25 protein-coding genes are annotated in these 26,353 nt (G+C 43.9%); 10 read left to right on the forward strand and 15 right to left on the reverse strand.

All coding sequences use genetic code 11. The features are described from left to right. The first annotated feature begins 98 nt into the window (after positions 1-98). Positions 99-788 carry a Crp/Fnr family transcriptional regulator gene (locus EYR97_RS06865; protein ID WP_131093086.1) on the forward strand — a complete coding sequence of 230 codons (690 nt, stop codon included), beginning with the start codon at positions 99-101 and terminating at the stop codon, positions 786-788. 248 nt (positions 789-1,036) lie between these two features. Here the strand turns inward: EYR97_RS06865 and fabB are convergent, their stop codons facing one another. After that, positions 1,037-2,251: a beta-ketoacyl-ACP synthase I gene (fabB, locus tag EYR97_RS06870; RefSeq protein WP_131093088.1), complete on the reverse strand. Its 1,215-nt coding sequence runs from the start codon at positions 2,249-2,251 to the stop codon at positions 1,037-1,039. A 429-nt stretch (positions 2,252-2,680) separates the two neighbouring features. After that, positions 2,681-4,222, reverse strand: coding sequence for an AMP-binding protein (locus tag EYR97_RS06875; RefSeq protein WP_131093089.1), 1,542 nt, complete (start codon positions 4,220-4,222; stop codon positions 2,681-2,683). Between the two features lie 455 nt (positions 4,223-4,677). On the opposite strand from EYR97_RS06875, the gene mnmC reads away from it, so the two are divergent. Beyond that, complete coding sequence (gene mnmC / locus EYR97_RS06880) at positions 4,678-6,765, forward strand: bifunctional tRNA (5-methylaminomethyl-2-thiouridine)(34)-methyltransferase MnmD/FAD-dependent 5-carboxymethylaminomethyl-2-thiouridine(34) oxidoreductase MnmC (protein WP_131093091.1); 2,088 nt, start codon at positions 4,678-4,680, stop codon at positions 6,763-6,765. 14 nt (positions 6,766-6,779) lie between these two features. Here mnmC and ltaE read toward each other — a convergent pair whose 3' ends face one another. The 3 genes from ltaE to EYR97_RS06890 all read right to left on the reverse strand — a co-directional run bounded on the left by ltaE (position 6,780) and on the right by EYR97_RS06890 (position 9,188). Continuing rightward, positions 6,780-7,787: a low-specificity L-threonine aldolase gene (ltaE, locus tag EYR97_RS06885; RefSeq protein WP_207308045.1), complete on the reverse strand. Its 1,008-nt coding sequence runs from the start codon at positions 7,785-7,787 to the stop codon at positions 6,780-6,782. A 230-nt stretch (positions 7,788-8,017) separates the two neighbouring features. Then, positions 8,018-8,149, reverse strand: a complete 132-nt coding sequence (locus EYR97_RS22275) for a hypothetical protein (protein ID WP_258313208.1) — start codon at positions 8,147-8,149, stop codon at positions 8,018-8,020. Positions 8,150-8,213: 64 nt separating this feature from the next. Then, on the reverse strand, positions 8,214-9,188 hold the full coding sequence (locus EYR97_RS06890) for an alpha/beta hydrolase (protein WP_131093094.1): 975 nt from the start codon (positions 9,186-9,188) through the stop codon (positions 8,214-8,216). Between the two features lie 80 nt (positions 9,189-9,268). On the opposite strand from EYR97_RS06890, the gene EYR97_RS22675 reads away from it, so the two are divergent. Next, positions 9,269-9,628: a hypothetical protein gene (locus tag EYR97_RS22675; protein ID WP_404840952.1), complete on the forward strand. Its 360-nt coding sequence runs from the start codon at positions 9,269-9,271 to the stop codon at positions 9,626-9,628. Positions 9,629-9,636: 8 nt separating this feature from the next. Here the strand turns inward: EYR97_RS22675 and EYR97_RS06900 are convergent, their stop codons facing one another. Genes EYR97_RS06900 through EYR97_RS06910 form a run of 3 tightly spaced genes read right to left on the reverse strand, consistent with a single transcriptional unit; the run spans position 9,637 to position 11,789 of the window. Then, complete coding sequence (locus EYR97_RS06900; RefSeq protein WP_242634936.1) at positions 9,637-10,392, reverse strand: FlgO family outer membrane protein; 756 nt, start codon at positions 10,390-10,392, stop codon at positions 9,637-9,639. 10 nt (positions 10,393-10,402) lie between these two features. Then, on the reverse strand, positions 10,403-11,167 hold the full coding sequence (locus tag EYR97_RS06905; protein WP_131093095.1) for a FlgO family outer membrane protein: 765 nt from the start codon (positions 11,165-11,167) through the stop codon (positions 10,403-10,405). Between the two features lie 4 nt (positions 11,168-11,171). Beyond that, positions 11,172-11,789, reverse strand: a complete 618-nt coding sequence (locus EYR97_RS06910) for a FlgO family outer membrane protein (protein WP_131093178.1) — start codon at positions 11,787-11,789, stop codon at positions 11,172-11,174. Positions 11,790-12,205: 416 nt separating this feature from the next. Here EYR97_RS06910 and EYR97_RS06915 point away from each other — a divergent pair, with 416 nt between their 5' ends. From EYR97_RS06915 to EYR97_RS06925, 3 genes are all read left to right on the forward strand, one after another. Further along, positions 12,206-13,684 carry an ATP-binding cassette domain-containing protein gene (locus EYR97_RS06915; RefSeq protein ID WP_131093179.1) on the forward strand — a complete coding sequence of 493 codons (1,479 nt, stop codon included), beginning with the start codon at positions 12,206-12,208 and terminating at the stop codon, positions 13,682-13,684. A gap of 221 nt (positions 13,685-13,905) precedes the next feature. Next, positions 13,906-15,390, forward strand: coding sequence for a pitrilysin family protein (locus EYR97_RS06920; RefSeq protein ID WP_131093096.1), 1,485 nt, complete (start codon positions 13,906-13,908; stop codon positions 15,388-15,390). Continuing rightward, positions 15,390-16,787: a pitrilysin family protein gene (locus tag EYR97_RS06925; protein WP_131093097.1), complete on the forward strand. Its 1,398-nt coding sequence runs from the start codon at positions 15,390-15,392 to the stop codon at positions 16,785-16,787. Before EYR97_RS06920 ends, EYR97_RS06925 begins: the two co-directional genes overlap by 1 nt. A gap of 69 nt (positions 16,788-16,856) precedes the next feature. Here the strand turns inward: EYR97_RS06925 and EYR97_RS06930 are convergent, their stop codons facing one another. The 4 genes from EYR97_RS06930 to EYR97_RS06945 all read right to left on the reverse strand — a co-directional run bounded on the left by EYR97_RS06930 (position 16,857) and on the right by EYR97_RS06945 (position 20,927). After that, positions 16,857-17,534: a DUF1826 domain-containing protein gene (locus EYR97_RS06930; protein ID WP_131093098.1), complete on the reverse strand. Its 678-nt coding sequence runs from the start codon at positions 17,532-17,534 to the stop codon at positions 16,857-16,859. Position 17,535: 1 nt separating this feature from the next. Next, positions 17,536-18,747: a zinc metallochaperone GTPase ZigA gene (gene zigA / locus EYR97_RS06935; RefSeq protein WP_131093099.1), complete on the reverse strand. Its 1,212-nt coding sequence runs from the start codon at positions 18,745-18,747 to the stop codon at positions 17,536-17,538. 275 nt (positions 18,748-19,022) lie between these two features. Then, complete coding sequence (locus EYR97_RS06940) at positions 19,023-19,562, reverse strand: isochorismatase family protein (protein ID WP_131093100.1); 540 nt, start codon at positions 19,560-19,562, stop codon at positions 19,023-19,025. Between the two features lie 57 nt (positions 19,563-19,619). After that, positions 19,620-20,927: a short-chain fatty acid transporter gene (locus EYR97_RS06945; RefSeq protein WP_131093101.1), complete on the reverse strand. Its 1,308-nt coding sequence runs from the start codon at positions 20,925-20,927 to the stop codon at positions 19,620-19,622. A gap of 208 nt (positions 20,928-21,135) precedes the next feature. On the opposite strand from EYR97_RS06945, the gene EYR97_RS06950 reads away from it, so the two are divergent. Further along, positions 21,136-21,396: a superinfection immunity protein gene (locus tag EYR97_RS06950; protein ID WP_131093102.1), complete on the forward strand. Its 261-nt coding sequence runs from the start codon at positions 21,136-21,138 to the stop codon at positions 21,394-21,396. Between the two features lie 83 nt (positions 21,397-21,479). Here the strand turns inward: EYR97_RS06950 and EYR97_RS06955 are convergent, their stop codons facing one another. Genes EYR97_RS06955 through EYR97_RS06965 form a run of 3 tightly spaced genes read right to left on the reverse strand, consistent with a single transcriptional unit; the run spans position 21,480 to position 23,631 of the window. Continuing rightward, the gene (locus EYR97_RS06955) at positions 21,480-21,782 is read right to left on the reverse strand and encodes a YfcL family protein (protein ID WP_131093103.1); all 303 of its coding nucleotides are present in this window, start codon (positions 21,780-21,782) and stop codon (positions 21,480-21,482) included. Between the two features lie 59 nt (positions 21,783-21,841). After that, positions 21,842-22,978 carry an ATP-NAD kinase family protein gene (locus EYR97_RS06960; RefSeq protein WP_131093104.1) on the reverse strand — a complete coding sequence of 379 codons (1,137 nt, stop codon included), beginning with the start codon at positions 22,976-22,978 and terminating at the stop codon, positions 21,842-21,844. Further along, positions 22,975-23,631: an elongation factor P hydroxylase gene (locus EYR97_RS06965; protein ID WP_131093105.1), complete on the reverse strand. Its 657-nt coding sequence runs from the start codon at positions 23,629-23,631 to the stop codon at positions 22,975-22,977. The genes EYR97_RS06960 and EYR97_RS06965 overlap by 4 nt, the downstream gene beginning before the upstream one ends. 262 nt (positions 23,632-23,893) lie before the next feature. On the opposite strand from EYR97_RS06965, the gene EYR97_RS06970 reads away from it, so the two are divergent. From EYR97_RS06970 to EYR97_RS06980, 3 genes are all read left to right on the forward strand, one after another. Continuing rightward, positions 23,894-24,604: an FFLEELY motif protein gene (locus EYR97_RS06970; protein ID WP_131093106.1), complete on the forward strand. Its 711-nt coding sequence runs from the start codon at positions 23,894-23,896 to the stop codon at positions 24,602-24,604. A gap of 71 nt (positions 24,605-24,675) precedes the next feature. Beyond that, positions 24,676-25,125 (forward strand): thioesterase family protein, encoded by a 450-nt coding sequence (locus EYR97_RS06975; RefSeq protein ID WP_131093107.1) that lies wholly within the window; start codon positions 24,676-24,678, stop codon positions 25,123-25,125. Positions 25,126-25,137: 12 nt separating this feature from the next. Beyond that, complete coding sequence (locus EYR97_RS06980) at positions 25,138-26,280, forward strand: TIGR02281 family clan AA aspartic protease (protein ID WP_131093108.1); 1,143 nt, start codon at positions 25,138-25,140, stop codon at positions 26,278-26,280. The last annotated feature ends 73 nt before the right edge of the window (positions 26,281-26,353 follow it).

The raw sequence follows: 26,353 nt of genomic DNA on the forward strand, positions 1-26,353 counted from the left end.
GTTGTGGGGCAAATAGTGAAAATCAACAATGTGCCAATACCTTAACGCCTTAATCTATTATAAACTGTCGTAATACCGACATTGTAATAAGTTTGTAAATGGAAAAATTCAAAAGCGTTTTAGCAAGTTCAACATGGTTTAGTGCACTGCCCGCCTACTTACAAGAAGCGCTTTTTGCTCAAGTTCGGCTAAAACAGCTAAAAGCGGGGCAGCAATTACACGCTAAAGGTGAAGAAGGTGTAGGTTTCTATGGAGTGTGTGAAGGCCGGCTACGGGTAGTTTCTGTGGGCGTTGACGGAAAAGAAATGCTATTTGCGTTGCTTGGGCCAGGTACCTGGTTTGGCGAGATATCCATGTTTGATGATTTACCTCGTACACACGATAACTTTTGTGAAACGCGCTGTACGATAGCCGTTATTCAAAAAAAGGCATTTAAAGCGCTATTGGCTACATACCCTGAACTTTACCCGCATTTTGCACGGCTTTTGTGTATAAGAGTAAGAAGTGCATTTCAATTTATTGATTCAAGTGCTGGGCTAAGCTTAAAACACCAATTGGTAAAACGCTTACTGATGCTTACGACCAGTTACGGGCAACATATGCCAAAGCACAGTGCAATTACACTAACACTATCTCAAGAGTCGCTTGCACAGATGATAAACAGCAGTCGTCAAACCGTGAACCAATTATTAGGAGAATTACAGGATGAAGGGTTGGTAAAGCGCCACTATGGTAAAATTACCGTTCCCCATCCAGATGAACTATTTAGTCGCTACCAGTTTATTTAAATAATCAACAAAGATAACAGCTGGGCGACCAAATTACTGGGGTTACAAGCTAATAGACAATACAACTGCTGCGAATTGAACTATGCGTTACGTTTCTACTTGTTAAGGTCAATACACCTTAACAAGTAGAATTTAAAGGGCAGAAATAAACAAGCTGCGAAGGAAAGTGAGCAATTTCACTTTCCTATCCTGGTGTCTAACCACCAACTTACACTGCAAGTATTTCTGATTTAATGGTAGCTACAGGCTTAGCCTTTGTAACGTTGCATCACTAAGGTAGCGTTGGTGCCACCAAAACCGAAGCTATTAGACATAATGGTATTTAATTCAGCTTCTCTTGCTGAAGTTACAATGTCGAGGCCATGCGCTGCTTCATCAAGATTATCGATGTTGATAGAAGGCGCAATGAAGTTGTGCTCCATCATTAGCAAGCTGTATATCGCCTCGTTCACACCGGCCGCCCCTAGTGCATGGCCAGTCAACGATTTAGTCGCGCTAATAGGAACACCAGATTGACCAAATACCGCTTGAATTGCAGCTAGCTCTTTTACATCACCAACAGGCGTTGATGTGCCATGTGTGTTTAGGTAGTCTATTGGACCTGAAACATTCTGCATAGCCATTTGCATACAACGAATTGCACCTTCACCTGACGGTGCAACCATGTCGTAACCATCTGAGGTAGCGCCATAACCTACCACTTCACCGTAGATCTTGGCCCCGCGAGCTAGCGCATGTTCAAGTTCTTCAACAACGACCATGCCGCCACCGCCAGAACTGACGAAACCGTCTCGGGCTGCATCATATGTACGTGAAGCTACGGCTGGGTTGTCATTGTACTTTGAGCTAAGTGCGCCCATGGCATCAAACTGACTTGAAAGGGCCCAATGTAATTCTTCACCACCACCAGCGAACACAACATCTTGCTTGCCCAACTGGATAAGCTCTAGTGCGTTTCCAATACAGTGCGCACTGGTGGCACATGCAGAAGCAATAGAGTAATTAACGCCGCGAATTTTAAATGGCGTTGCCAGACACGCTGACACGGTTGACGCCATGCAACGTGGCACCATGTAAGGCCCTACGCGCTTAACGCCTTTTTCACGAAGAATATCGGCAGATAAAACCTGATTTTCAGACGATGCTCCACCAGAGCCTGCAATAATACCGGTGCGCTCATTAGAAATATCATTTTCTTCTAAACCTGAATCTGCAATAGCCTGCTGCATAGCAACATAAGCATAACCTGCTGCATCACCCATAAAACGCATTGCTTTGCGATCGATATGATCTTTCAAGTCAATATCAATATTACCCCACACTTGGCTGCGTAGGCCCATTTCAGCGAACTGTTCTGAATAGGTAATGCCAGACTTACCCGCTTTCAATGAAGCCAGTACATCTTCTTTATTTACGCCGATGCTCGATACAATACCAAGCCCGGTGATCACTGCTCTTTTCATAGTTTACCCTTTGCGTTGATGCGGCTTATGGTAACGATTTTGAATGATAAAGTGGTCTGCTTTGCCAAGCTGAAGAAAGTAATTTACGTCATTTTCATAGCTAGTATTTGCATTGAATGTTTATTCGACCGATTTACCGCTCAACGTTTTATTTTGATTTTTAATGTTTTGATTCATGTCTCGCTACCAAAGGGCTGCCAATTCATCTTGGTAATCGACAATCCCAAAAGCCTGCTTATCTTTGCTCATAAATGAGCATCCCCCTGTGCAGTTGGGGCCAAAAATAAATAAAGATATACAGGCTCAAGTATCTCAATGTAGCACGAGAGTAAAGGGGTAAGTCTAGTACTGTATTTCAAGTTCACAAAAGCTTAATGCTACAACATAAGAAAACAGTTACCGTTTTAAGAAAGGATTGATTTATATATGTCAGTCAATAAATGCTTCGCGCAGTTTGTTTTTAAATATTTTTCCTGTGTCTTCTCGCGGTAATTCGGCGCAAAGTTGAATCGCTTTTGGCCATTTAAATTTAGCCAATTTTCCTTCGAGGTACTGATGAATATCACTTAAACTTACCGTTTTCCCTTCCACACACTGCACAGCAGCAATGATTTTCTCACCGAATTCACTGTCAGGCGCCCCGAAAACGGCACAATCAGCTACTTCAGGAAGGTGAATAATCACACTCTCTATTTCTACGGGAAACACATTGGCACCACCGGAAATAATCATGTCTTTCTTTCTATCACAAATAAACAAATACCCATCGTCATCAAGGTAACCCATATCGCCTACTGTGGTGTATTCATTAACGTGCAAGTCACCTAAAGTGCCCGTTGTGTTGGTATATTTAAACGGCGCAAACATCGAAAGTTGCGCATAGATCACCCCAACTTCCCCTGTATCACACTCAGATTTATCTTCTCTCAGTATCATTAATTTTGCGCCAGCAATGGGCTTGCCAACGGTGTTCGGTTTAGCAAGGGCTTCTTGTGATGACACGAGCGTCATAAAACCCAATTCACTGGCCCCGTACGATTCATAAAAGATGGGGCCAAACCAAGCAATCATGGCTTCTTTTACGTCACTTGGCAGTGCCGAGCCTGTTGAAAGAGAAAAGCGCAAGCTACTTACATCGTATTTATCTCGAACCTCTTGTGGTAGTTTTAGCAGCCTTACCATCATGGTAGGAACAATATAAGCGTGAGTGATACGGTGCTTTTCTACATCACTAAGAAACCTTTCAGGCTCGAACTTAGCTTCGATATACACATCAACATTTCCCGCAGCTAAGCAACATAACGTAAGCGCATGGGGCGCGCTGTGATAAAGCGGTGCTGAAACGTAAAACCGGTCGCCTGCTTGCAGTTGCATTAACGCTTCTGACAACCCTTTATACGTTAAAAATGGATCGGGACGGGATAAGTCTTCATCACGCTTTATGCCTTTTGGTTTGCCCGTACTGCCAGAGGTATAAGGAAACATTCCTTTAAAGCGCAACGGGCTGCCTTCAATGGCGTGAACGTCTGATACTAATGAAGAGAGAGGCTCCACACGAGTGTCACTGTTTTCAGTATTTTCGCTGCCGTCCTTGTGTAAACGCAATAACACCGATTGGGGCGCTTGCTCAGTGATAATGTGAATCTTGCTATGGTTACATAATGTATCAACGTCATCACTGTTTAACAGCGCATCATGAGCAAGTAAAACCTTTGCGCCACTGTCGCTTAATATTGGAAGTAACTCGGCTATGGGGCTATGCCAATTCAGCAGTACATATCTTGCGCCAACATACCGGCATGCTTCAACCACTTCAAAAACGCCAAAATGGTTAAACATCAATATTGCGATAACGTCATGTTCTACCACCCCTTTGTCGCGAAGAACGCCCGCAATTTTGCGTGCCCGCAGGTCGAGTGCTTCTCGAGATATAGTGTCGACAGTACTACCACATTGATTGAAATTTCCCACTTCCACACTCCTCACCTAAGCGTTTTTGGTTAAGTATTAGGAATAGCTACCCGTTACCTGAAGCGGTAATATCACCTGACGCGGTACTAGCGGACTCTATCCCCTGTTTCTTATTTCCTTTCCAGTTCATTATTCAGGCACTTCTGACACTGTTGTGTAGATAACGGCATAATCATTATCACAACAATTAACACCTAATTAACATTTAGAGTAAATCAGAACGCAATGAGAGGTTATTCAAAATATCAATATTGGTTCATACCTTTCGCCTATAAATTAACGAGATTGAGTCTTCCTTTGCTCAAAAACATGCCTTTAACGGGTGTTGCGGACGTCAAAAAACCTGCAATTAATACAAAACGACCGTCTACGTGATGGGCAAAAGCCTATATGCTCTTGTACAATAAGGTATTGAAACCGACGCAAACGCAATAAAAGATGGAGCGCACTAAGTAGTGAAGTCAAAACTCGCACAGGTACATTTTAACGACAAGGGTACACCTGTAGCCGACCATTTCGATGATGTGTATTTTTCGAACGACAGTGGTATCGATGAAACTCAACATGTTTTTATCGATGGCAATGATCTTAAAAGCCGCTGGGAAAATTGGCATCTCGCTACTTTTGTAATTGCAGAGACAGGGTTTGGTACAGGCCTTAATTTTTTGGTAGCAATGCGTGAATTCAATGCGTTTCGGCAAGCCAACCCTCAGCATGTTTTAACTCACTTGTACTTTGTTTCTACCGAGAAATTTCCTCTACCACAACAAGATTTAAAGCGTGCCTTAGCGGCGTTTCCCTCGTTACAAAACGAGGCCGATGCACTTGCAGCAAGATACCCCATAGGTCTTGAAGGCTGTCACAGAATTCAGTTCGACGCATTTTCTTGCACATTAGATTTGTGGATTGGAGATGTTCATGAATTATTACCGCAGTGGCATACCCCTAAAGATGGGTTAATTGATGCGTGGTTTTTAGATGGTTTTGCCCCTAGCAAGAACCCTGACATGTGGACAGATGCCCTATTTAGTCAAATGGCAAGACTGTCAAAAACAGGCACCACATTTGGCACTTTCACTGCCGCAGGTATTGTAAAACGCGGGTTAGCCAGTGCCGGCTTTGTTATTAAAAAACGCAATGGTTTTGGCCGCAAACGCGACATGTTAACGGGTACGTTTGACGTCAACACCTACCACGCGCAGGGGAATTCAACACCAACTATACCCGGCCCCTACTACCGCTATACATCAACGCCACTATGCTCAGGCAGCCGCGTCGTGGTTGTTGGCTCTGGTTTGGCCGCCGCTGCAACCTGCTATTCGTTAGTAAAACGTGGAATAAACACAACACTGTGCTACGACCAAGATACCCTTGCCACGGGCGCATCAGGAAACCCGCAAGGAGGGTTTTACCCTCAACTTCACAGCGAAGCCAGTAACCCAAGTCGAATTCAAGCACACAGCTTTCTGTACGCGGCGCAATGCTACCGGGATTTAGTGCAAGAACACCCTGAATTAGCCCATGATTTTTGTGGCGTAATACAGCTTAGTTTTAATGAAAAAGTGGCTGCGCGTCAAAATAAACTGCATGTGCAAGATGAATGGCCTGAAGCACTTATTCACGCCATTGATAGTAAAACGGTAAGTGACATTGCCAACCTGCCACTACCCTACGAAGGGTTATATATTCCTCTTGGTGGTTGGTTGTCACCGCCACAACTGGTTCAAGCTTTAATTGAAGAAGCGGCGAAAACAAACAAACTAACGCTCAAGCCGAATCATAGGTATTTGAGGCACGACGGCCCTGATATACAAGGCGTCGAACAGGCTCGAGCTGTCTTTGAGAATAGAGTTCAAACCAGTGGAGTCCAAGATGATGAAACACGAGAGAATGAAGCGCAAGAAATAACCATTGAGGCTGACCACATCATTCTTGCCATAGGTGCAGGTGCGGTGTACGCCGATACTATGAAAAGCCTGCCACTTCGGCCCGTGCGAGGGCAAGTTGAGGCTATTCCCTCTAAGGTTCCAATTACACAACTTAAAACGGTGCTTTGCCACAAAGGTTACATGACACCCAGCATGGCAGGACGCCATGCGCTAGGGTCAACTTATGTAAAAAATGATATGGCAACCGACGTTCGAAAAGAAGAGACCCACACTAATTTACAAACCCACGAGCAAGCACTGTCGAATACGCAGATAATCAGTGAATTAGAGCATGACGGACAAGCAAGAGCAGCAACGCGGTTAGGCTCGCCAGATCATCAACCTGTAGTGGGTGCATTGCATGATTTTGACGCGCAGAAAGAAAGCTATACCGACTTAGGACTTGGTAAACCTATAGAGCGGGTCGCCCCGCTTCCACAAAATGCAGTTTCGGTATTAACCTGTTTGGGTTCGAGAGGCCTAACCACAGCCCCTTTAATGGCAGAAGTATTAGTGAGTAGTTTGTGCCGTCAGCCTCTGCCACTAAACAATGATTTGCTTAATGCCGTGAATAGCTGTCGCTTCATGGTGCGAGAAGCAATTCGTAAGCAGTAGTAAGGAATAACCGTTTACTCGCTCAATACTGCCTTAAACGCTTCAACAACAAGCTTGCAGTCTGCGCTGCTTACATCTTTATGTAACACAAAGCGCATTTGCTCGCCGGCACTAATTTTGATGCCTTTTTCTAGAAGCTTTTCGGCAAGCTCGGCAAATGAAAGCTGGCCCTGATATTCGACGAACAGCATATTGGTAAACTGTTTTGTGACTGTCAGTTCATCGAGCTCGTTAAGCTCTGTGGCTAAAAACTCGGCGTTGAAATGATCTTCAATCAACCTATTAATGTTGTTTTCTAGTGCGAATATGCCGGCTGCTGCGACAATCCCAGCTTGGCGCATACCACCGCCGAGCATTTTTCGCCATTTGTGGGCTTCATGAATAAAGTCTTTCGGTCCACATAAAATACTGCCAAGTGGCGTGCCTAAACCTTTCGATAAACAAATAGAAACTGAATCCATCTGCGAGGTAATTGCCGATACAGGCACATTGTGGTGTACCGCTGCGTTAAATACGCGTGCGCCATCAAGATGTAAACTAATACCGGCGTCGTTACAAAATACACGGGCTTCGTCTAGGTACGACATAGGCAGAGCTTGCCCGCCTACGGTATTTTCGATTGATAGTAAACGTGTGCGCGCAAAATGATGATCGTCAGGTTTAATTTTCTTTTTTGCGATATCTAATGGAATTGTACCGTTTGCCGCAAACTCGATAGGCTGAGGTTGAATGCTGCCTAATACAGCCGCGCCACCGCCTTCGTATTTATAAGTATGGGCGTCTTGACCAACAATGTATTCGTCACCACGCTGACAATGGGCCAGTAAGGCAAGTAAGTTACTTTGCGTACCGCTTGGAGCAAATAACGCAGCTTCATGGCCGGTTAGTTCTGCGGCTTTTTGTTGTAGCGCATTCACGGTTGGATCATCGCCAAACACGTCATCGCCAACAGGCGCATTAGCCATTGCGTCACGCATAGCTTTACAAGGTTGGGTAACGGTATCACTGCGCAGATCAATTATTTTTGTTGTCATTATAGTTACTTATTTTTGTACTTATATTTGAGCTTATATTAGTGCTTATATGTGCTATTAAGTTTTTGAGTGTAACTGTCGTTTTTTGTACATTCAATGGCAAAGCGACAAAGCCATTTTGACTTTACCGTGCTGAATAAGAACCACACAGACTGAGGGCTGGGTAAATTCGTAATGCGGGTCCCGCCCTTTTACAAAATGCAGTCTCGTTACAGCGCCTAAATCGGTGATATTGACACTGCGATTCTAAACTTTGGAGAGATAATGCGTCGTCTCATCGCTTTGGTTTCGTCATCCCAAACAAAGGTATTTCCATTTCCGTGATTAACAGAGCCACCTGTCGTTTCCATTGAACCAAAGGCCTTAGTGCCTGCGCCTATAAATTTAGTAACGATCTACGCGGTAAAGATAAACCTACGGTTTTTTTCCTTGCTGACGAAGCCGCTGTAAAAACGTATCTATCCACTGTGCTGTCTGGCTAAGATAGGGCTCAAACAACCAGTATGTATGAAGCGTTTCATCCAGTTCTATGTACTGGTTCACAATCCCGTACTGTTCCAAAGTGCTGGTGAGCTCCTCACTACCTGCGGTAAATCTGAGCTGCCCGCTGCTGATGATAAGCGTAGCAGGTGAGTTGGAATTCAAGTGGGTTACGGCTGAGGCCTGCTGCCACACATCTGGATTAGACTCGTAATCGCCACCTAACCATAAAGCAGCGGCTGAATGTGCTTTCTTCTTGTTTTCAAACTTCAATGCCAATGGCGTCGTAAAATCCAGTACGCCATCCAGGGAGATCACTGCGTTTACCTGAGTATTTTGTTTTGGATTAGAATGAAATTCCGCAACAGCCGATGCATGGCCAAGTAATGCGGCCATTTGCCCGCCAGAAGAGCCGCCACCAATGGCGATGTTATCTGGCTCTATTTGTAATAAATCACTGCGCTGCTTTACCCAGTTAATAGCGTCATTAATGTCTATCAGGCCTGCCGGATATTTGGCTTCAACTGACAAACGGTATTCAGGCGTGATAACCAGATAGCCCCGTTGAGACAGCAAATTAGCCAACGGATAAAAATGAGATTTGTTACCCGAACGCCAACCACCACCGTGCACTAGAATAATGGCCTGGCCGTTTTTATTTTCTACCGAAGGATGAAAAATATCTAAGTGCAAATCACGACCACCTATGGTTTTATAGGGCTGCTCAAATTTAATGGATTGTCCCGGTCGAAACTGTAATACCGGCCAGCGAATTTCAGGGTGTTTTGCTTTGTTGCGCGCAAAGCGCTCACCAGGTGAGTAACTGTCATCAACAACAATATCAACGGCCTTCGCCACACCGCTATACATTCCGCCAATAAGGACAAATACTGCTAACCAACTTTTCATAACACATCACCACTTCTTATCATCGGTGAAAACCGGATATAGTCATACTTAGTCGAGCCGCCATTAGCACCGACAGCCACATACACCCAAAAGGCTGGCACAACTGGGACAACCTGAAAAATGAAGGTTCAGTGACTTTTATTGAAGGCAACAATAGCGGCCCTTGTGCAGGCACAACTGAAAGAGTCTACTGGGCACACTCTCTTCCCATTGCTTGCGTTGAAGATATTTCACCTGCGCATGTTTTCGGAAACTGGCAGCCCCCAAACGACAAGATTAAATGGAGAGTGCGAGTACGAAACTCTATTTTTGAAAGTACTATTTTTGACAGTGCCTTTTTTGAGCTGAGCACTACTGTATATGTTCTGAAACGGTATGAACTAAAGTACTCACCTACAAGTAGGAGCTTGAGCTTGTTTGAGGCTATAAACTACCCCTAAAACCGCGCTTATTCAGCGCGGAAGACACCTGCGGTTTTATTTAGGTCCATAACAATAAAAGCAGGAATATAAATATTCGCGCTTGCTACCACCTGCTTGTTTTCTAACGCAATAATACGGGCGTTTACACGAACGCCCCTATCGTGCTCAATAATGGTGCCTGTCACAACGTGATCCATAGCCACCTGCTCTGCCAACGATTTACCATCGCGGGTTAGAACAAAATCGCCTACGGGTGTTACCGTGATGCCACCGGCTAACTTAAAGTCAATGATAGACAAACCAAAATCTTGGAGCTCTGCAATAAGGTATTCAGATAATTGATTACCCAATACTGTGCTTTCACCAAGTGAATGATTAAGTCGTACAAAACTCGCAATACCCACCATATCTTGATGTGAAAGGCCATTGGCATTTTCCATCAACTCCATGGCTAACTGAGACGCGTAGTCATTCAGTCGCTTATGGGTTTGCGAAGGGAAGAACCCTTGATGAATGGGATCTCTGTAGCCAGGGTCAACCGCCACGTGCTGCTCGTATTCTCTATCGCGAGAATCAGGTGTGTAAACTAGCCCTGAGTTTCTTGGCACAGACACGGGCTCTGCATCGTGATTGATATCACCATCATCACCCAACCAAAACGACCCCATTGAACCGCTACTTGCACAGCCACCCAATATACTCGCTGCACTGAACAATGCTAATGACATCAACCCAGTACGTGCTTTTTTTATAAACCCAAAACGTGTCTTTTTAATCAACATTGAAGGCCTCTTAACCACGGCTCAGTTTCACGCCATCTCGCTCACCACCTTGACCACTTCCGTCACTGGGGATAAGCGCATCAACCACATAAAATGGCACTAGCATTTGCGCACTGGCAACAACGGCGCGTGATTCCATGCCGAGTATACGAGCATTCACTAACACACCACCTTGATGCTTGGTCATGGTGCCGGTAAGTACATACTCAATGGGCAAGCTACTGCTTAATTCTAGGTAGTCTCGACTTAATACGAAGTCTCCACCTTCAGTGATACGGATATATTCGGTAGCTTTGAAGTCGATAACGGGTACGCGGAATTTATGCAGTTCGTGAACGAAAGACTCAGCCATTTGACGGCCCAACAAATCCGTTTCTTGAAGGTTGGTATCAAGCAATGCAAAATGGGTAACGCCAATGGGCGTCTTATCGTTCACATACTCCATATTCGCAATCAAGTCTTGTGTCATGTTTTTGACGTAATCGCCAATATGTTTGGTCAAAGGTCGCCCTTTATACGCGCCTTGTACACTCGAATACATTGGTGGCTGACCGATTGCGCCGAAAGCGTCCATCGAACGGGACTGCGATTCATCATCGTCGCGGCGAGATTGCCCTGGGGCTCTATCTTGCGCGGTTACGTCAATCACATTCATGGCTGGGCGCGCAGGCGCTTGTGTCGCAACTTGCTCTTCATCTGCCATCATAGAACATCCAGACATACCTACCGCTGAAGCCGTTAGCATGAGCAATGCATAGTGATTTCTTCGTTTCATATAATTACCTCATACCTTCGGTTCTATAAAGCTTGCCATTACGCGTTGTAACTTGCTCTTCTTGCCAGAACAAGTCAGCTGGGAAAAAACGTGTTGCGGCCGCAACTACATCTTTGCTTCGCGCATTCACGATACGTGCGTTTACCACGGCACCCGACTCTTGATATACCAAGGTACCGGTAATGTAGAAATCAACTACTTCAATGGCCGATAAACGGTCAATATCGCGCGTTAAAATTTGATCGCTTTGTTCACTTACAATTATATCGTTTGAAAGCTTGAATTCTTTAGTAGAGAACCCGCGCTTAGACGCCTCAGTTATCATACCCTGCTCTAACTGATGCCCCAGCATCATTAGTGGCTGTTGATGATTTGGGTCGTACTTCATGGTATCAACCGGAACAAACCCCACTACAGCATAGCGATACTGACGTGAAGGCGTTACATCTGCAAACAATTCGTTGGCCAGTAAATACGTATGATATTCAACATTGCCCAATGCAGAGGTTACCTCCATTTCTGGTTGGGTTCGCTGTGACGTCGTTTGTGAAGAAGAGCATCCCGACACGCCTATAACCGCCATAACTGCTGCCATAACTGCGCCGACTGCCCAAGACGCCATCGCCGTTTTACCCGAAGTATCTCTATTCTTGTGAAAGTAAATCATGTCACTTTTCCATTTAAATCAGCGTCAGTTCACCGTCATATTTCCGGCGAAATACGGCTAATTTAGTGTCTTTCAACCTGTCTATGCTTACTTGAAAGCAAAAAGCGAACCATATCGACAAACCTAATGCTAAAAAAAATAGCTACATTTGCTTACGTTTAAAGGTGCCCAAATGACTAAAACGGCCGCAAAATGGCTTGAGCAGATAAACTTGTTTAAACAAGTTGTCTCAATGTGTACGGAATGAGGAAACACCTTGCCGCTTTTAGTCACCACGCTGCCACGCATAGCAGTATTGACAGAGCTGCCGTTGACAAGTGTCAAAAAAAATCGACAATGGAATTCACACTTTCATTTCTATCGCTGTTTTCATGCTTTCTCTTAGTCAGTTTCAAATAAAATTATCAGAGCAATTCATCTCACCTGCCTTTTCCATCGAAATAACCACACCTGGCAACTATGTTTTAGCGGGAAGAAACAGTGCGGGAAAGTCACTTTTACTCACCGCTCTTGCAGGTAATGGCAAGCCAGTATCTGGACAACGAAATGCTGATGTCGTTATAGGCGAAGTATCTGTTGAAAAACAACAAGCGCTAATTGAAAAAGAAAAGCAAAAGGACAGTGCAGACATATTAGACGTTATCGCAACACCAACCCGAGTATTTGAGCTTTTTGCTCAAACGAATGCAGATTATCACACGCATCCTTTATACGAAGAGTTGGTACATGCACTGCGCATAGAACACATTTTAGATAACGCATTTCTATCACTGTCTACTGGCGAAACACGCAAAGTCATTATTGTAATGGCATGGTTGAGCAATGCGTCACTTATCCTTCTTGACGAGCCTTTTGAAGGGTTAGATGTGGAAGCAATTGCGCACTTCAGTGCCTTTTTAAACTCACAAACCCAAGCTTCACTGATATTGAGCGCCAATAAACTTGCAGACATTCCTAAGCAAATGAAAGCGACACTTATTGTAATGGACAACTTAGCTGTTGCATGGCGTTCAGATTCCACGCTTTCTTATGAACAAATTTGTAATGAACTACGCACGTGGTTTGCACTTGGTGCAGAAGATGTCAGCGCACCTCCTGCCCTTACTCACGACAGAGAGAATACGTCTTACAGCAATAGCACCCAAGAGCAAAACACCCAAGAAAAGCCGCTGCCCGATACGCTCATTCAACTTGTTGATGGTTGGGTAAAATACGATAACCGCACTATTTTTGAAAACCTGAACTTCACGCTTAAGAAAAACGAACACTGGCAAATTACTGGCCCTAATGGTTCGGGTAAAACCTGCTTACTGCAAATGTTTACTGGCGACAATCCGCACTGCTATACCAACAACCTAACACTATTTGGCATAAAACGAGGAACGGGAGAAAGTATTTGGGATATTAAAAAGCACATTGGCATTATGTCGAATGCGCTGCACATGCAATACAAAGTGAGCGCAAGCCTAGAGCATGTGATTATTTCTGGCTTCCATGACAGTATTGGGCTTTATTCCAGACCTACATTAAAGGAGCGGGAGTGCGCTGAACAATGGCTTAGCGTATTAGGACTTCAAAGTAAAAAACACGATAGTTTTCAATCTCTGTCATTTGGCGATCAGCGTCTTGTACTGATTGCTCGCGCCATGGTTAAACACCCCACTTTACTCATTCTAGATGAGCCTTGTAACGGATTGGATGAATTCAATCGCCAGAAAACGCTCAAGCTTATTGATATTCTCGCCCGCACCGGAAATAGCACGCTGTTATATGTAACCCATAACAGTGAAGAACGTATTCCCAGTATTCAGCATGTTCTAAATATGCGTGACTATAATCCGAAAACCTGATGACCTTTCGCTATAAATAGTGCTGAGAATAAGTATCGGGTTGTTTGTCGTACAGAAAAAGTACGATTTCATTTGATTATCTTGGTATCAGCTTGCATTCTAGATGTTGTCGTGCCTCATCAATACGCTAGCGCGTGTGCTTTTAATTAGCAGGTGTATTGCGTTAATGGCAAGGATGTCGTACCCCAAGGCTCAATAGCCCCAACAATAACGAGAACATTATGAAGACACGCTTATTGATTGCGTCAGGTTGCCTGTCGCTCTTACTTACCGGTTGTGGCCAAGGCCCGAATACCGAATCCACCTCTAATGCCAGTACCCCAGATACAGCAAAAATAGTCGATGTAGCAAGCAAGCTTGATGTTTCCGACATGCAGGTAAACTACAACGTACCTGTTGAATATTTTACCTTAGACAATGGACTGAAAGTGGTGTTGTCAAAGGATGATACGGCCCCTATTGTCACCGTTGCTGTGTATTACAATATTGGATTTCGCAACGAACCTAAAGATCGTACGGGCTTTGCTCACCTTTTCGAGCATATGATGTTTCAGGGCTCAGAAAACTTGGGGAAAATGGAATTTATCAAACTGGTAAATGACAATGGCGGTGTGCTTAACGGCTCGACTCGTTTTGACTTTACTAATTACTTCGAGATTATTCCTGCGCATAAGCTAGAAACATTTTTATGGGCTGAGGCCGATAGAATGAAAGGCTTAGCCATCACACAAGACAATTTAACCAACCAACAAGGTGTGGTTAAGAACGAAGTAAAGGTTAATGTACTCAACCAACCATACGGCGGTTTCCCTTGGCTAGACATGCCACAGTATGCCTTTAATAATTGGTACAATGCGCATAATTTCTATGGTGATTTAGCCGACTTAGATGCAGCCAACCTAGAAGATGTCGATGCGTTTTTTAATATGTACTATTCACCCAATAATGCCGTACTTGCCGTGGTCGGTGATATTGAAGTGGCTGAAGCCAAAGTCCTTGTTGAAAAGTATTTTGCCTCTATTCCTTCAGCTGATTTAGCCCCACAACCTGATTTAACCGAACTGCGCCAAGAGAAAGAAAAAGTCTTCAATAAATTCGACAAGCTAGCGCCAAAGCCTGCTTATGCGTTTGCTTATAAAATGCCGCCTCGAGATACTCCAGAATATTATGCAATGGGCATTATCGACCAAATTCTCGTACAAGGTGAAGACAGCTTACTTTACCAAGAGCTGGTGAAGAACAAGCAAATAACGGGCAGTGTTGGCGGAGGGATAAATTACCTTTTAGGCAATATGTTCAATTATAACGGCCCAATGTTATGGATGAGTTCATTTACCCATGACGATAACGTCACACAAGAAGCCATCACAACTGCTATCGATAACGTGATTAGTCAACTGCAAGAAAAACCACTTACAGATGATGAAATGTCCCGTGCGATTGTTAAGATCCGTTCCAGTTTGTTTGATGCCGTAGATGGTTTTTATGGTTTTGGTCGAGCCGATTTACTGGCCAGCTTTGCGTTGTTTGATAATGATCCGAACAAAATTAATGAACTAGAGAAAAACTTCAAACAAGTAACACCCGAAATCATTACTAAAACGGTGAAAGAGTATCTGCGCCCAACAAATCGCACCATATTAACCGTAACACCGGGTGAAGCGCCTGAAGATAAATCAGACACAGCAGCGGAACAAGGAGAGTAATGATGATATTAGCCAATAAAGTACTTGTTTGCGCACTTACCGCTTTATCTGCGTGCACCTCGGCCATAGCGATGGCTAAAGAAACGCCACCACTTGGTGGACAGCCTAAAAACTTCGTCGTTCCTGAAACAGAAACAACCACATTGGAGAATGGGCTTAGTGTCACTTTTATTCCGTATGGCAAAACGCCCAAAGTCACCTTACGATTGATTACCCAAACAGGCAATATCGACGATGGTGACAGCGTTTGGCTTTCAGACATTAGCTACGAAATGCTAAGACAAGGCACTGAAACCGCCTCGGCCAAACAACTTGCCGAAAATGTTGCCAACATGGGTGGAGAAATAGACACCTCTGTGGGTATGGATTCTAGTTACATTGGCATGAGTGTGTTGTCAGAGTTTGCAGATGACGCAGCCGCCATGATTGCCGATATGGTTATGCACGCTAAATTTGAAGATAGTGACTTGGCGCGCATTAAAGCCGATACACAGCGACGCCTTGCCGTTTCCCTATCTAGCCCATCGGCTATTGCTAATGAAGCATTTTATCATTCGGTTTATGGCAACCACGCCTACGGCCGACTATACCCCACTAGCGAGAGCATTGATGCCTTAACCACGAAAGCAACATCTGAGTTTGTAAAAACACATATAGTGCCAAATCGCAGTCATTTATACGTGTCAGGAGTCTTTAATAAGTCTGAGGTTTCAAGCGCTATTAACGCAGCATTTGGTCAATGGAAAGCCGGTGAAGCAGTAGAAAGAAAAACGGTGTTAACCCAATCAGGCCCCTCGTACACCTTATTAGAAAGAGAAAATGCGCCACAATCTACCTTGCGATTAGGGTTACCAACCATCGGCCCAGCTCATGCTGACTACATGAAATTAAATGTGATGAACACACTACTTGGTGGCGCTTTTTCAAGTCGTATTACATCGAATATTCGAGAAGATAAAGGTTATACCTATTCACCGCGTTCAACCATTGTTAATAGAGTGGGCAGTGGTATGTGGTATGAAGCCGCTGATGTTACGGCGGAGTCTACCGGTGCCGCGCTCGACGAGATAATTAAAGAAATTAATTTATTGTCGACACAAGCACCAAGTGACGAAGAACTCTCTGGCATTCAAAATTACATGGCAGGGATTTTTGTACTGCGCAATTCTTCAAGAAGTGCCATTATTTCCCAGCTCGCCTTTGCCGAACTTCACGGTCTAGACGAAGGCTTTTTGAAAGACTACGTCAAAACGATTTACGCCATTTCTCCACAAGACGTGAAGGATGTTACCGAGCGCTATTTGGATGTTGAGAAAATGCATTTAACTATTGTTGGTGACACTAAAACAGTAACACCGCAATTAGAAGGTGTTGACGCACTTAAACCGCTTCTGTAACTGCGCATCTAATAAGAACTGGGCTGATGGCGCTTTTACGCCTCAGCCTTGTCATAGCCTTGTTGTAACTTACATTGGATCTAACGTTATCAACACGCGTTTATCACCTTGGTTAACCGCACAAGAGCGATTAACGGCAGCAAAGTTTTCGTGTCCTTGCCACGCCTTTCCTTTTAACAACCCGACATCAAATGTGTTCATCTGACGTATGTGTTTCTCTTGATTGCTATTATCATTATGAGCCTGCCCCAGTCGACTTTGTCTAGGCGACGCAGAAGTGTTTTTAGGCAAAAACTCAGAAGCACTTTCTTGAGGTAACCACTGTGTACCACTACCTAAATAAGTGCTCACCAATCGAACTGGAATATTATCTACGTGAAACCGGGGGCACATGGCGCTATTTAATGGTACTAAGCGCACACCAACATGTTCACAATCAAATAAAGTAGTCAGCATGTCAGACAATAAGTAAATATCATCGATAACCGCTTGTTTCCCTATACCATTGGGAAGTGACGAAGCCATATCACCTTGAAGAGAAGCGATAGAAAATACGCCACGAATTCCCATCCCCAGTGTTTTAAACACAGCGTCAAAGTAGTTGGTAATTTCATCAACCACCGGCCTTTGCCACACAGCAACACTTTTGTTTTTCTCAAAAATCTGACCAAGCACCATTGGATTTGCTTCACAAGACCACGAGCAAGTAGAAAGCATCATGTCTTCGTCAATAGCAAGGCAAGTCATGTTAGTGCTCCCAAGCGGGAAACGGATCAGGCATTTGAGCCCACACTGCATGGCCCTGTAATAACATGTCATCATCAAGCAAACATGCATCAAGACGGGAGATAATGTCTGACTTGTTTAAACCCTGACCAATAAAAACAAGCTCTTGACGCATATCGCCAAACGGTTCCAGCCATTGTGCTTCAATAGCTTTAAGGTAGTCTGCGTCTTCTGGCCATTGTTCTTTGGGCACTGCTTTCCAAAACAAGCCAGCCGCACCATAGCGAGCCATTCCACCGGCCTGACTCCAACTACCTGCTAGTTGCGGCCTTGTTGCAAGCCAGAAAAAACCTTTAGAGCGAATAAGCTTACCGGCAATTTCTTTGCTGTGCAGGAAGTCATAGAACTTCTTAGGGTCGAAAGGGCGTCTTGCTTCGTAGGTAAAGCTACTTATGCCGAACTCTTCTGTTTCAGGCACATGTTCACCGCGCATTTCCTTTAGCCAACCCGGTGACTGCTGCGCTTTTTCAAAACTAAACAACCCCGTATTGAGCACGTTACTTAGCGGTACTTGCCCATCTTTTATAGGTATTTGCTTTGCTTCTGTATTGAGTGTGCGCAAAATGCTCTGCAGACGCTTTAACTCGTTTTGTGATACCAGATCTGTTTTGCTAATAAGTAAAATATCAGCGAACTCCACTTGCTCAACCAGTAAGTCGGCAACGCTTCGTTCGTCTTCCTCACCTAAGCTTTCACCCACATCATTTAAGTCTTTCGCTTCATCGTAGTCTTTTAAAAAGTTAAGTGCGTCAACCACAGTTACCATAGTGTCGAGTCGAGAAACATCAGACAGACTTTTGCCTTTTTCATCAGCAAAGGTAAAGGTTTCGGCTACCGGAAGCGGTTCAGAAATACCTGTAGATTCAATAACTAAATAGTCGTACTTTCCTTCATGGGCAAGCCGTTCAATTTCCTCTAATAAGTCTTCTCGCAGTGTGCAACAAATGCAGCCATTACTCATTTCAACGAGCTTTTCTTCTGAACGGTTAAAACTTATTTCATTTTTTACCGTAGCTGCATCAATATTGATTTCACTCATATCATTCACAATGACGGCGACACGCAAACCCTCTCGGTTGTTGAGAATATGATTGAGTACAGTTGTTTTCCCTGCCCCTAGAAACCCCGACAGCACAGTGACTGGCAGCGGCAAAGTATTTAATGAGTTAGACATTGATCCCTCTTGTTGTAACGAGTTGCTCTAAAACCGTTAAATAATGTTATAACATAACATTTAGAAACAAAAAACTATTTCACTGACAATTACGTTTAGACGGAAAGTGGAACAGGTGCTCGAGAAGTACTCCCACCGAATGGGGATTAGGCAAGTTGTTGCACATGGCTAATCCGTACTAATGCCGTGCTTATACCTTGTTTATGCCATTTAGGCGACGCGGAGGGCTAAGTTAAGGCGCTAGCAGGTCTTACTGTCAGGTTTAGCTATTAGGTTTACTTTAGCAATGCTAAAACGGCTTTAAAATTTGGGTGTTCACAGGTTTTCATTAACTCGAAAATACACATTTCAACACTTGTGATGCTTGCACCAGCCTTTTGCAACACCGAAACAGCTAACTCTTTATTCGACAATTCACGAGACGAAATACATTCACGCACTACTTCCACAACAAAGGCTTTGTCTAGTAGCGCCATGACGGTTTGGTAAACGCAAACATGCGCCTCAATACCGACTACTAACCAATAGGTTAACGATGTTGTGGCAAAATAATCAGCAATGTGCTTTTCGGCCAAGGCGCTAAAATGCATTTTTGCAAAATGCGGTGTGTCTTCCACAAGTGTTGCTATTTCTGGCACCGTAGCACCTAGTCCTTGGGGATATTGCTCAACAACCACAATGGGAATATCAAGTAACTTACAACATTGGATCAACGTTACCGTACTTGAGATAACCTTTTCACTGTCATAAACCTGTTTTGCCAAATTACCTTGAACATCAACAATCAAAAGTCCAGTATTCGTTGTGCTTTTCATAAGTCAGCCTTATCTGAATGAGCCCGTGTTGACTTTCTCTATGCGCGTTCACAGCTGTTAAAAAAGCCCTAAAACCAAAGCAATAATAACGCCTGTAACCACTAATTGAACCAAACAAAACCCCATAATATCTTTGGCTTTAAGCCCAGCTATAGCGAGTACAGGTAATGCCCAAAAAGGTTGAATAAGATTAGTCCATGCATCGCCCCAAGCTACAGCCATTGCCACACGATTAATATCAGCTCCCAATTCAATAGCCGCGGGAAGCACGACAGGTGCTTGTACTGCCCATTGACCTCCTCCCGAGGGAACAAAAATATTCACGATACCGGCGCTAATAAAGCTCCACACTGGCAATGATTGCGCGGTGGCTTGGCTAATTAACCACTCAGACATGCTTTGTGCTAATCCAGACTGCACCATCACCGCCATGATCCCTGCGTAAAAAGGAAACTGAATAATAATACCACTGCCGCCCTGCACAGCCTGTTGCAAACTGTTGAGCAAATTGCGTGGTGTACCGTGCAGTACAATGGCGAGAAAAAGAAAAAGGGTATTGATGATGTTTAGGTTTAGCCCGCCCCCCTTTACAAAATACTGTGTGAGGTAAGCCAAACCAGCAAAGCCGATAAACCATCCCAATACACGGCTGTTTTCTATTTTATCAGCGGGCCTGTTATTTTCTGCTTCTGGCTGAGACTGTTCGTTTAATTTGGCTTTATCGACATAAATACTGTCTTTTTCACTTGGCAACATTAACCGATTAACAAGTGGAATTACCACAAACAATATAGCTAACAATGCCATATTAAATGGGCTAAATAGGGTTTCACTGGTATTTATTACCCCAATCTGGGCCTCTGAAAAATGCCCAGGTGTGGCAATGGTCAAGGGTACTGACCCAGCGAGGCCACCATGCCATACAACAAAGCCTGAATACGCACTTGCAACCAATAACCTGTAATCAACAGAAATATTGCGTGCGAGTGCTTTGGCAAAAAAGGCGCCAACCACTAGCCCGAAACCCCAGTTTATCCAACTGGCTACCAACGACACCAACGTAACCAATATAATGGCACTACCAGGCGTTGTGGCAACGAGTGATAATCGTCCCAAACATGCGCGCATTAACGGCGTACTAGCTAACATATAGCCACTCACCAGTACCAATAACATTTGCATCGAAAAGGACAAGAGCCCCCAAATTCCCCCACCCCATTGTGTGATCACCGTCATCACCGACTGCTGTTCAATAAAAACTGCAGCTGCAAAGGTGAGTAGAGTTAGTAACAGCACAAAAACAAACGGGTCAGGCAAGTAACGGTCGACCAGTTTTACGAAAGGTTTGGCAACGGAATTTAGCATCACTTGGCTCGCATAATGTTAATACATTGTTGCATATTAACGTATTTAGAAGAAAAGTACTGCCGTCACATCTTTAAAAAGTGCGCAAAAACTTTAATTAATACATGGCTTAAGGCAAATAAAAAATAAAGTTGGTCGAATGATGTAATAAAAGTGATGTGGTGAAGACTGTATAGGTAAGTCCACTATTTAACTGCGAGAAAACAACATGACTGACTTTTTAACACAACTTCAAGATGTTTCAGCTTTGCAATTCGCCCTGTTAGGAGCACTAGTACTAATGGTTTGGTTTCTACCCGTTGGCCTTGCACTCATTTTTAACCGAAAGCATGTCAAATTGATTGCTTTGGCATGCATACCCGCGGGCTTTTCCGTTATCGCTTGGTCGGCCATTTTACTGTGGGCGGTAACGAGCAAAGCGGTTGAAAAGTACCTCCCCTCGAAGGTTAAAGCGCAGCTTGCATCATAAATAAATACCACAAAGGCCATGATAATATGGCCTTTGATTTCTCAATTTACTTATTGCTGTTTAACTTTGTGCTGATTAAATTATCACTGATTAACCTGACTAAATAAGCGCTCCCACAGTGCTCTCACCTGCTTAGCATCTTCGGCTTCCAGTTCGTTGTTCGCAAAAGCACTCTCTAAACTATTGCACATTTTGGTATTTAACAAAGTAAGTGTTGCGTCTTGCTGCATCTCTAATTGACGTGACTCCACTGCAAAATGCCCTTGTAAATAGCTCGCGATAAACAGCTCATCATCGCTACCGTGATTAACTACATCATCTAGCGCAGATTCAATTTTAGCAATCGCTTCAACTACTTCGGTTGGCGCATCAGCAGGTGGTAACACGTTGTTCTCCTATAAAATTCTTATTGATGTGTTGTACACACAGTTTGGTTCTTGTCTTTCTACTGGGCGTTGTATAACACTTTATCTTTGTATCCGGTAATAACGGTAAATGCGCCGCTAAGCTCAAGGTCGAGCTGGGCATCACCAGAATCAAGGCGCAATGGTTTACCATTCAGAGCCTGCAGCTTCTGTTTCGTTGCAACCACCAGCATATTGGTTTTGCCTATTTGACGTATAAATTCAGGGCTCAATTGCTGATTACCGCGCCCAAGAATATGCCCTTGCCCACCGATAACTGTAAGCACAACTTTGCAGCAGTGATTGCGAGTAATATTAATAAGCTCTTCGGCCGTTACATCGCTTGCAACTAATTCGCCGCTTTTAACAATATCCACGCCCAGTAAGGTATTATCGAGCCCCATAAATTCCATTACCGCGCCCACGGTTGAGCCAGATCCCATGACAAAATAGGTATCGGGATCATCGTCCATAAGCTCACTTACATAAGCAGCAATGTCATCAAGCACCAAGGCTTCGTCTTCTTTACCGCCCATCTTAACGGCTTGGACATAGGTAAGTTCAGCGGGAACGCGCATTTCGCCATAATGTTTGGCTATAACTTTTCCTCGTCTGAAAGCATCTTCGTCAATGTCTCTGACTTCTGCATCCATCTCACTAACTAGTGCACCGGTTATCATTTGACTAACCACTTGCCCAGCAGCGGAAGGCGATACACAATACACGCCAGAGTGAATTTTACATCCTGCTGGTACACCCAACACAGGAATACAGGTACCCACAACACTACAAATGTTACGCGCGGTGCCATCGCCACCAGCAAATAGTAATAAATCGACGTTGGCTTCAACCATGGCCTTCGCCGCAAGCTCTGAGTCTTGCGCTTCAGTTTGCTCATTTGATGGCGTGTAAATGACGTCGCATGCAATTCCCATTGATTGGCACACACTTTCGCCCATTTCTCCCGCTGCGGTTAACACTGTAAATTGGCCGGATAACGCTTCAAGAATGCTCAGCGCTTTGGCCATTTTTTCATTGGCTTTTTTCTCTGCGCCCATGGCAAGTGCTTTCGCTCTTACTTCAGCGCCATCACTGCCTTTTAAAGCTAATGCGCCACCAATACCGGCAAACGGGTTAACAATAATACCAAGACGAAATGTCGAAATAGCGTTACTCATGCCGCTGTCACTCCTGCGTTAACCGTGCCTGTATTAAAGCTGCCTGCATTAGCCTTGCCTTCTTTTGTGAACGTTTCTGAAAGCGCAGTAATAAAACGTTGTGCCCTTGGCGGAAAACCGTTTTGTTTGTAGAAGGCCAACTGCGCTGCCACATTACGGGTAAACCCTTCCCTGTCGGGCTCTGCGCCGTTGAGGTTATCTGTACTCACCTGAAACTTTCGCCCAGCGGCTTCAGTGAACGCCCACTCTATTGCTTGCGGCTTAATTTCTACCTTTTCAAAGTCAGATTGTTGTTGTTCATCTCGACCATCAGGGCAATACCAATAACCATAGTCTTCTAGTAACCGTCTCTCTTTTCCAGCAATACACCAATGTGCTATTTCGTGTAGCGCACTTGAGAAAAATCCATGTGCAAACACAATTCGGTGATAACTACATGTGGTGTCTGCGGGTAAATAGATAGGTTCATCATCCCCAAGCACCAAGCGGGTATTTAAATCTTTAAAGGTGTCGTTAAAAAGCGCAATAAGTACAGGAACATCGAGATCTTCATCGTTACGCAATGCTTTTTCTGAGTGACTTTTTTCTGAGTAACTTTTTTCTGAGTGACTATTAGAAGTTATCGACTGCATCGTCGAACTGTGGCTATTCATGATAAAAACACTAAATCGAACTACTAGGAAAATGGACTACACGCCCTTTACTTTGGCGGCCCCTACGTTGTGGTTGGGGAGTATATCAGTAAAATGTGGACATCTCACATGAAAGCAAGCCATGCTTGAGTCAATGTAGATTTACAAATACTCACTGAGTTACACTTTACGTCAACAATGTAGTTGGCACGAGTTGACCTTTATTGCACTGTTTCGTACAACTCAAACGTATATAGAACTGGAATAAGTGGAGGCGTAGCCATTGGCACAAGAAATCATTAAGCATTTACATCGCGTAAATGCACTAAGAGACCTTGCCGCGAAACTAGAGCTTATGCCTATTATTCATCAGCTTCAACATTGGCAGTGCGAGCGTTTGCTCGTTACTCATGACGATTTAGCGCAACAAAAACGCTATCAAAAAGCCATGGCGTTTTTCGTTGACGAGTTATACGGGCCTAAAGACTTTAGCCAACGAGATGCCGATTTAGCACGGGTCATCCCCAAACTCGCCAAAGTACTTCCAGACAAAGCTATGAATGCCATGGATGACGCTTTATCACTTAATGCCCTGTCTTTTGATTTAGACATGGCCATGGCCCAGTTCATCAAAACACATTACGCTGATGAGCCTATCAATCGTGACATATACGCGTTAGCTTATCGGCATGTTGGTAGAGAAACTGATAGAGCGCATCAGATAGACATTATTTCTCACTTAGGTGACCAATTAGCCGACGTCATCAAAATTCGTGGAATTGGCATGCTCATTTCATTATCGCGCAGTCCAGCCAAGCTTGCAGGCTTACTGGCATTACACGAGTTTTTAGAGCGTGGCTTTAATGCGTTCAAAGCCATTGGCGACGTTCAAAGCTTTATTCAGCCTGTTTTATCAAGAGAAAAAATACTGATGAGCACGCTTTTGCAAGACACACTGATATTGCCTGATGATAATCCATTACCAATATTCTAATTGTACCTGCGGTGTAAACTAGCCGTATAACAAACGCGTCGGATAATTACAAACAATGCTAAGGAATTATTTTGAGTGAGCAAACCTTATGCTGGATGCATGACAATCCCTTTGTTCTAGAATGGCAGATAGATGAAACTCATATCGATCATTATGAGCATGTAAACAATGTGGCTTATGTAGCACAAGTAGAAAAGTTATCATGGGCGCATTCTAATAGCTTAGGATTACATTTTTCGGATTACAAAACGCTAAACAGAGCCATGGTGATTAAGCGCCATGAGCTAAATTATAACCTTCCCACGCACTTAGGAGACAAATTACTTTGTGCAACATGGATCATTCATTGCGACAGTAAGCTAACACTTAAGCGCCAGTTTCAGTTTATTTGCCCCAAGCGCAACAAGACAGTATTCGATGCCATTACAACTTTTGTTTGTGTGAGCCTTGATAAAGGCGCACCAAAGCGTATGCCTGTTGAGTTTTCCGACATTTATGGCAAAGCCAGCATTGCATTGTAGACAGATCACACTATGAAAAATTGGCTGTTTTGGGGTTTAATCACGCTGCTGGCCTTATCACTAACAGGTAACCTTTATCTGTGGAACGTCTTATCTCGTTATAATGTTGCCGACAATACCCTTCCAGCAACCAATGATTCACAGATACAACCCGTTATATATCCCAACCAAGTATCATCTATAAAAGATAAGCCAAACTTATCGCATACAACGAGTACAGAAAATACAGCCTCCTCTTTGACAGATATTACTATTGACGCGTTGGCAGAGATGCTACAAGCAGGCGACTTTCAAAATCTTTCCAGCGCCCTTTCGTACCAGTTGAAACAAAGTCCACTCAACGAAAAATTGCTGCTAATTGAAGCCGAACTTATTCGCCAAACACAACCGTTATCCAGTGCGCTTATCCATTATTATGATTTGGCTGACCTCCCGCTTTCTAGAGGTGCTTTAAACGAGATTAATCGCAAAATAGATAACCTCTACCAACAAGCACAAATGCAACTTCGCAACGACAATCAGTGGGAATTAGTTGCCAAATTAAACGAGCCTTTATATCAGCGGCTCCCAGAAGCTAGAACGTTCGCGCTAAATTTAGCCGAAGCTTATGCGTATCAGGAAAAATTGACCCTGATGGAAGATACTCTTGCATCGCTGCCGTTTGAAGATAGTGCCGCACAAGCGCTGCGTGATTTAGCCTACTCCAACAGTAAAGCGCCAAGCGAGACTAACGTTGATGAGGCTCAAATAGACAACACCAATGTACAAGAAACCCGTGTCGCGTTGGCAAAACACGGAGACCAATACCGCGTAAGTGCTCAAGCGCTTAATCAGAAGATCACCATGATTTTAGACACCGGTGCTAGCACAACGGCTATTTCATCAGCGTTGTACATGCGACTTAAGAAAGCGCAGCGATTAAAGTTCACCGGTAATTTTACTGTGAATACTGCATCGGGAAGTATTGAAGCACCGTTAATACAAATCCCTGCATTCTATTTTGCCGGTTATACCTTTACCGACTTGTCAGCTATTGTTTTACCTGAAGGGGCGCTGCCATATACCGATGGGTTGTTAGGGATGAATGTACTTGAGCCTTTTGATTTTTCGATACTGCCCCAAGAAAGCATATTAGTGTTAAGAGAAAGGCCCTAAAGCCTGTTGATTTTCGCTCTAAAAATAAAAAAGGAGCGATAATCGCTCCTTTTATAGTTTATGTTTCAGCGTA

Origin of the sequence: Alteromonas sp. KUL42 (genome assembly GCF_006538325.1) — a bacterium.
In the GTDB taxonomy this organism is placed as follows: domain Bacteria; phylum Pseudomonadota; class Gammaproteobacteria; order Enterobacterales; family Alteromonadaceae; genus Alteromonas.

Bases quoted from the DNA above. Each gene is read 5' to 3' on its own strand.
- EYR97_RS06865 (WP_131093086.1), top strand. From the start codon at position 99: ATGGAAAAATTCAAAAGCGTTTTAGCAAGTTCAACATGGTTTAGTGCA.
- fabB (WP_131093088.1), bottom strand. From the start codon at position 2,251: ATGAAAAGAGCAGTGATCACCGGGCTTGGTATTGTATCGAGCATCGGC.
- EYR97_RS22275 (WP_258313208.1), bottom strand. From the start codon at position 8,149: ATGGAAACGACAGGTGGCTCTGTTAATCACGGAAATGGAAATACCTTT.
- EYR97_RS06890 (WP_131093094.1), bottom strand. From the start codon at position 9,188: ATGAAAAGTTGGTTAGCAGTATTTGTCCTTATTGGCGGAATGTATAGC.
- EYR97_RS06900 (WP_242634936.1), bottom strand. From the start codon at position 10,392: ATGTTGATTAAAAAGACACGTTTTGGGTTTATAAAAAAAGCACGTACT.
- EYR97_RS06905 (WP_131093095.1), bottom strand. From the start codon at position 11,167: ATGAAACGAAGAAATCACTATGCATTGCTCATGCTAACGGCTTCAGCG.
- EYR97_RS06910 (WP_131093178.1), bottom strand. From the start codon at position 11,789: ATGGCGTCTTGGGCAGTCGGCGCAGTTATGGCAGCAGTTATGGCGGTT.
- EYR97_RS06915 (WP_131093179.1), top strand. From the start codon at position 12,206: ATGCTTTCTCTTAGTCAGTTTCAAATAAAATTATCAGAGCAATTCATC.
- EYR97_RS06920 (WP_131093096.1), top strand. From the start codon at position 13,906: ATGAAGACACGCTTATTGATTGCGTCAGGTTGCCTGTCGCTCTTACTT.
- EYR97_RS06925 (WP_131093097.1), top strand. From the start codon at position 15,390: ATGATGATATTAGCCAATAAAGTACTTGTTTGCGCACTTACCGCTTTA.
- EYR97_RS06930 (WP_131093098.1), bottom strand. From the start codon at position 17,534: ATGACTTGCCTTGCTATTGACGAAGACATGATGCTTTCTACTTGCTCG.
- zigA (WP_131093099.1), bottom strand. From the start codon at position 18,747: ATGTCTAACTCATTAAATACTTTGCCGCTGCCAGTCACTGTGCTGTCG.
- EYR97_RS06940 (WP_131093100.1), bottom strand. From the start codon at position 19,562: ATGAAAAGCACAACGAATACTGGACTTTTGATTGTTGATGTTCAAGGT.
- EYR97_RS06945 (WP_131093101.1), bottom strand. From the start codon at position 20,927: ATGCTAAATTCCGTTGCCAAACCTTTCGTAAAACTGGTCGACCGTTAC.
- EYR97_RS06950 (WP_131093102.1), top strand. From the start codon at position 21,136: ATGACTGACTTTTTAACACAACTTCAAGATGTTTCAGCTTTGCAATTC.
- EYR97_RS06960 (WP_131093104.1), bottom strand. From the start codon at position 22,978: ATGAGTAACGCTATTTCGACATTTCGTCTTGGTATTATTGTTAACCCG.
- EYR97_RS06965 (WP_131093105.1), bottom strand. From the start codon at position 23,631: ATGAATAGCCACAGTTCGACGATGCAGTCGATAACTTCTAATAGTCAC.
- EYR97_RS06980 (WP_131093108.1), top strand. From the start codon at position 25,138: ATGAAAAATTGGCTGTTTTGGGGTTTAATCACGCTGCTGGCCTTATCA.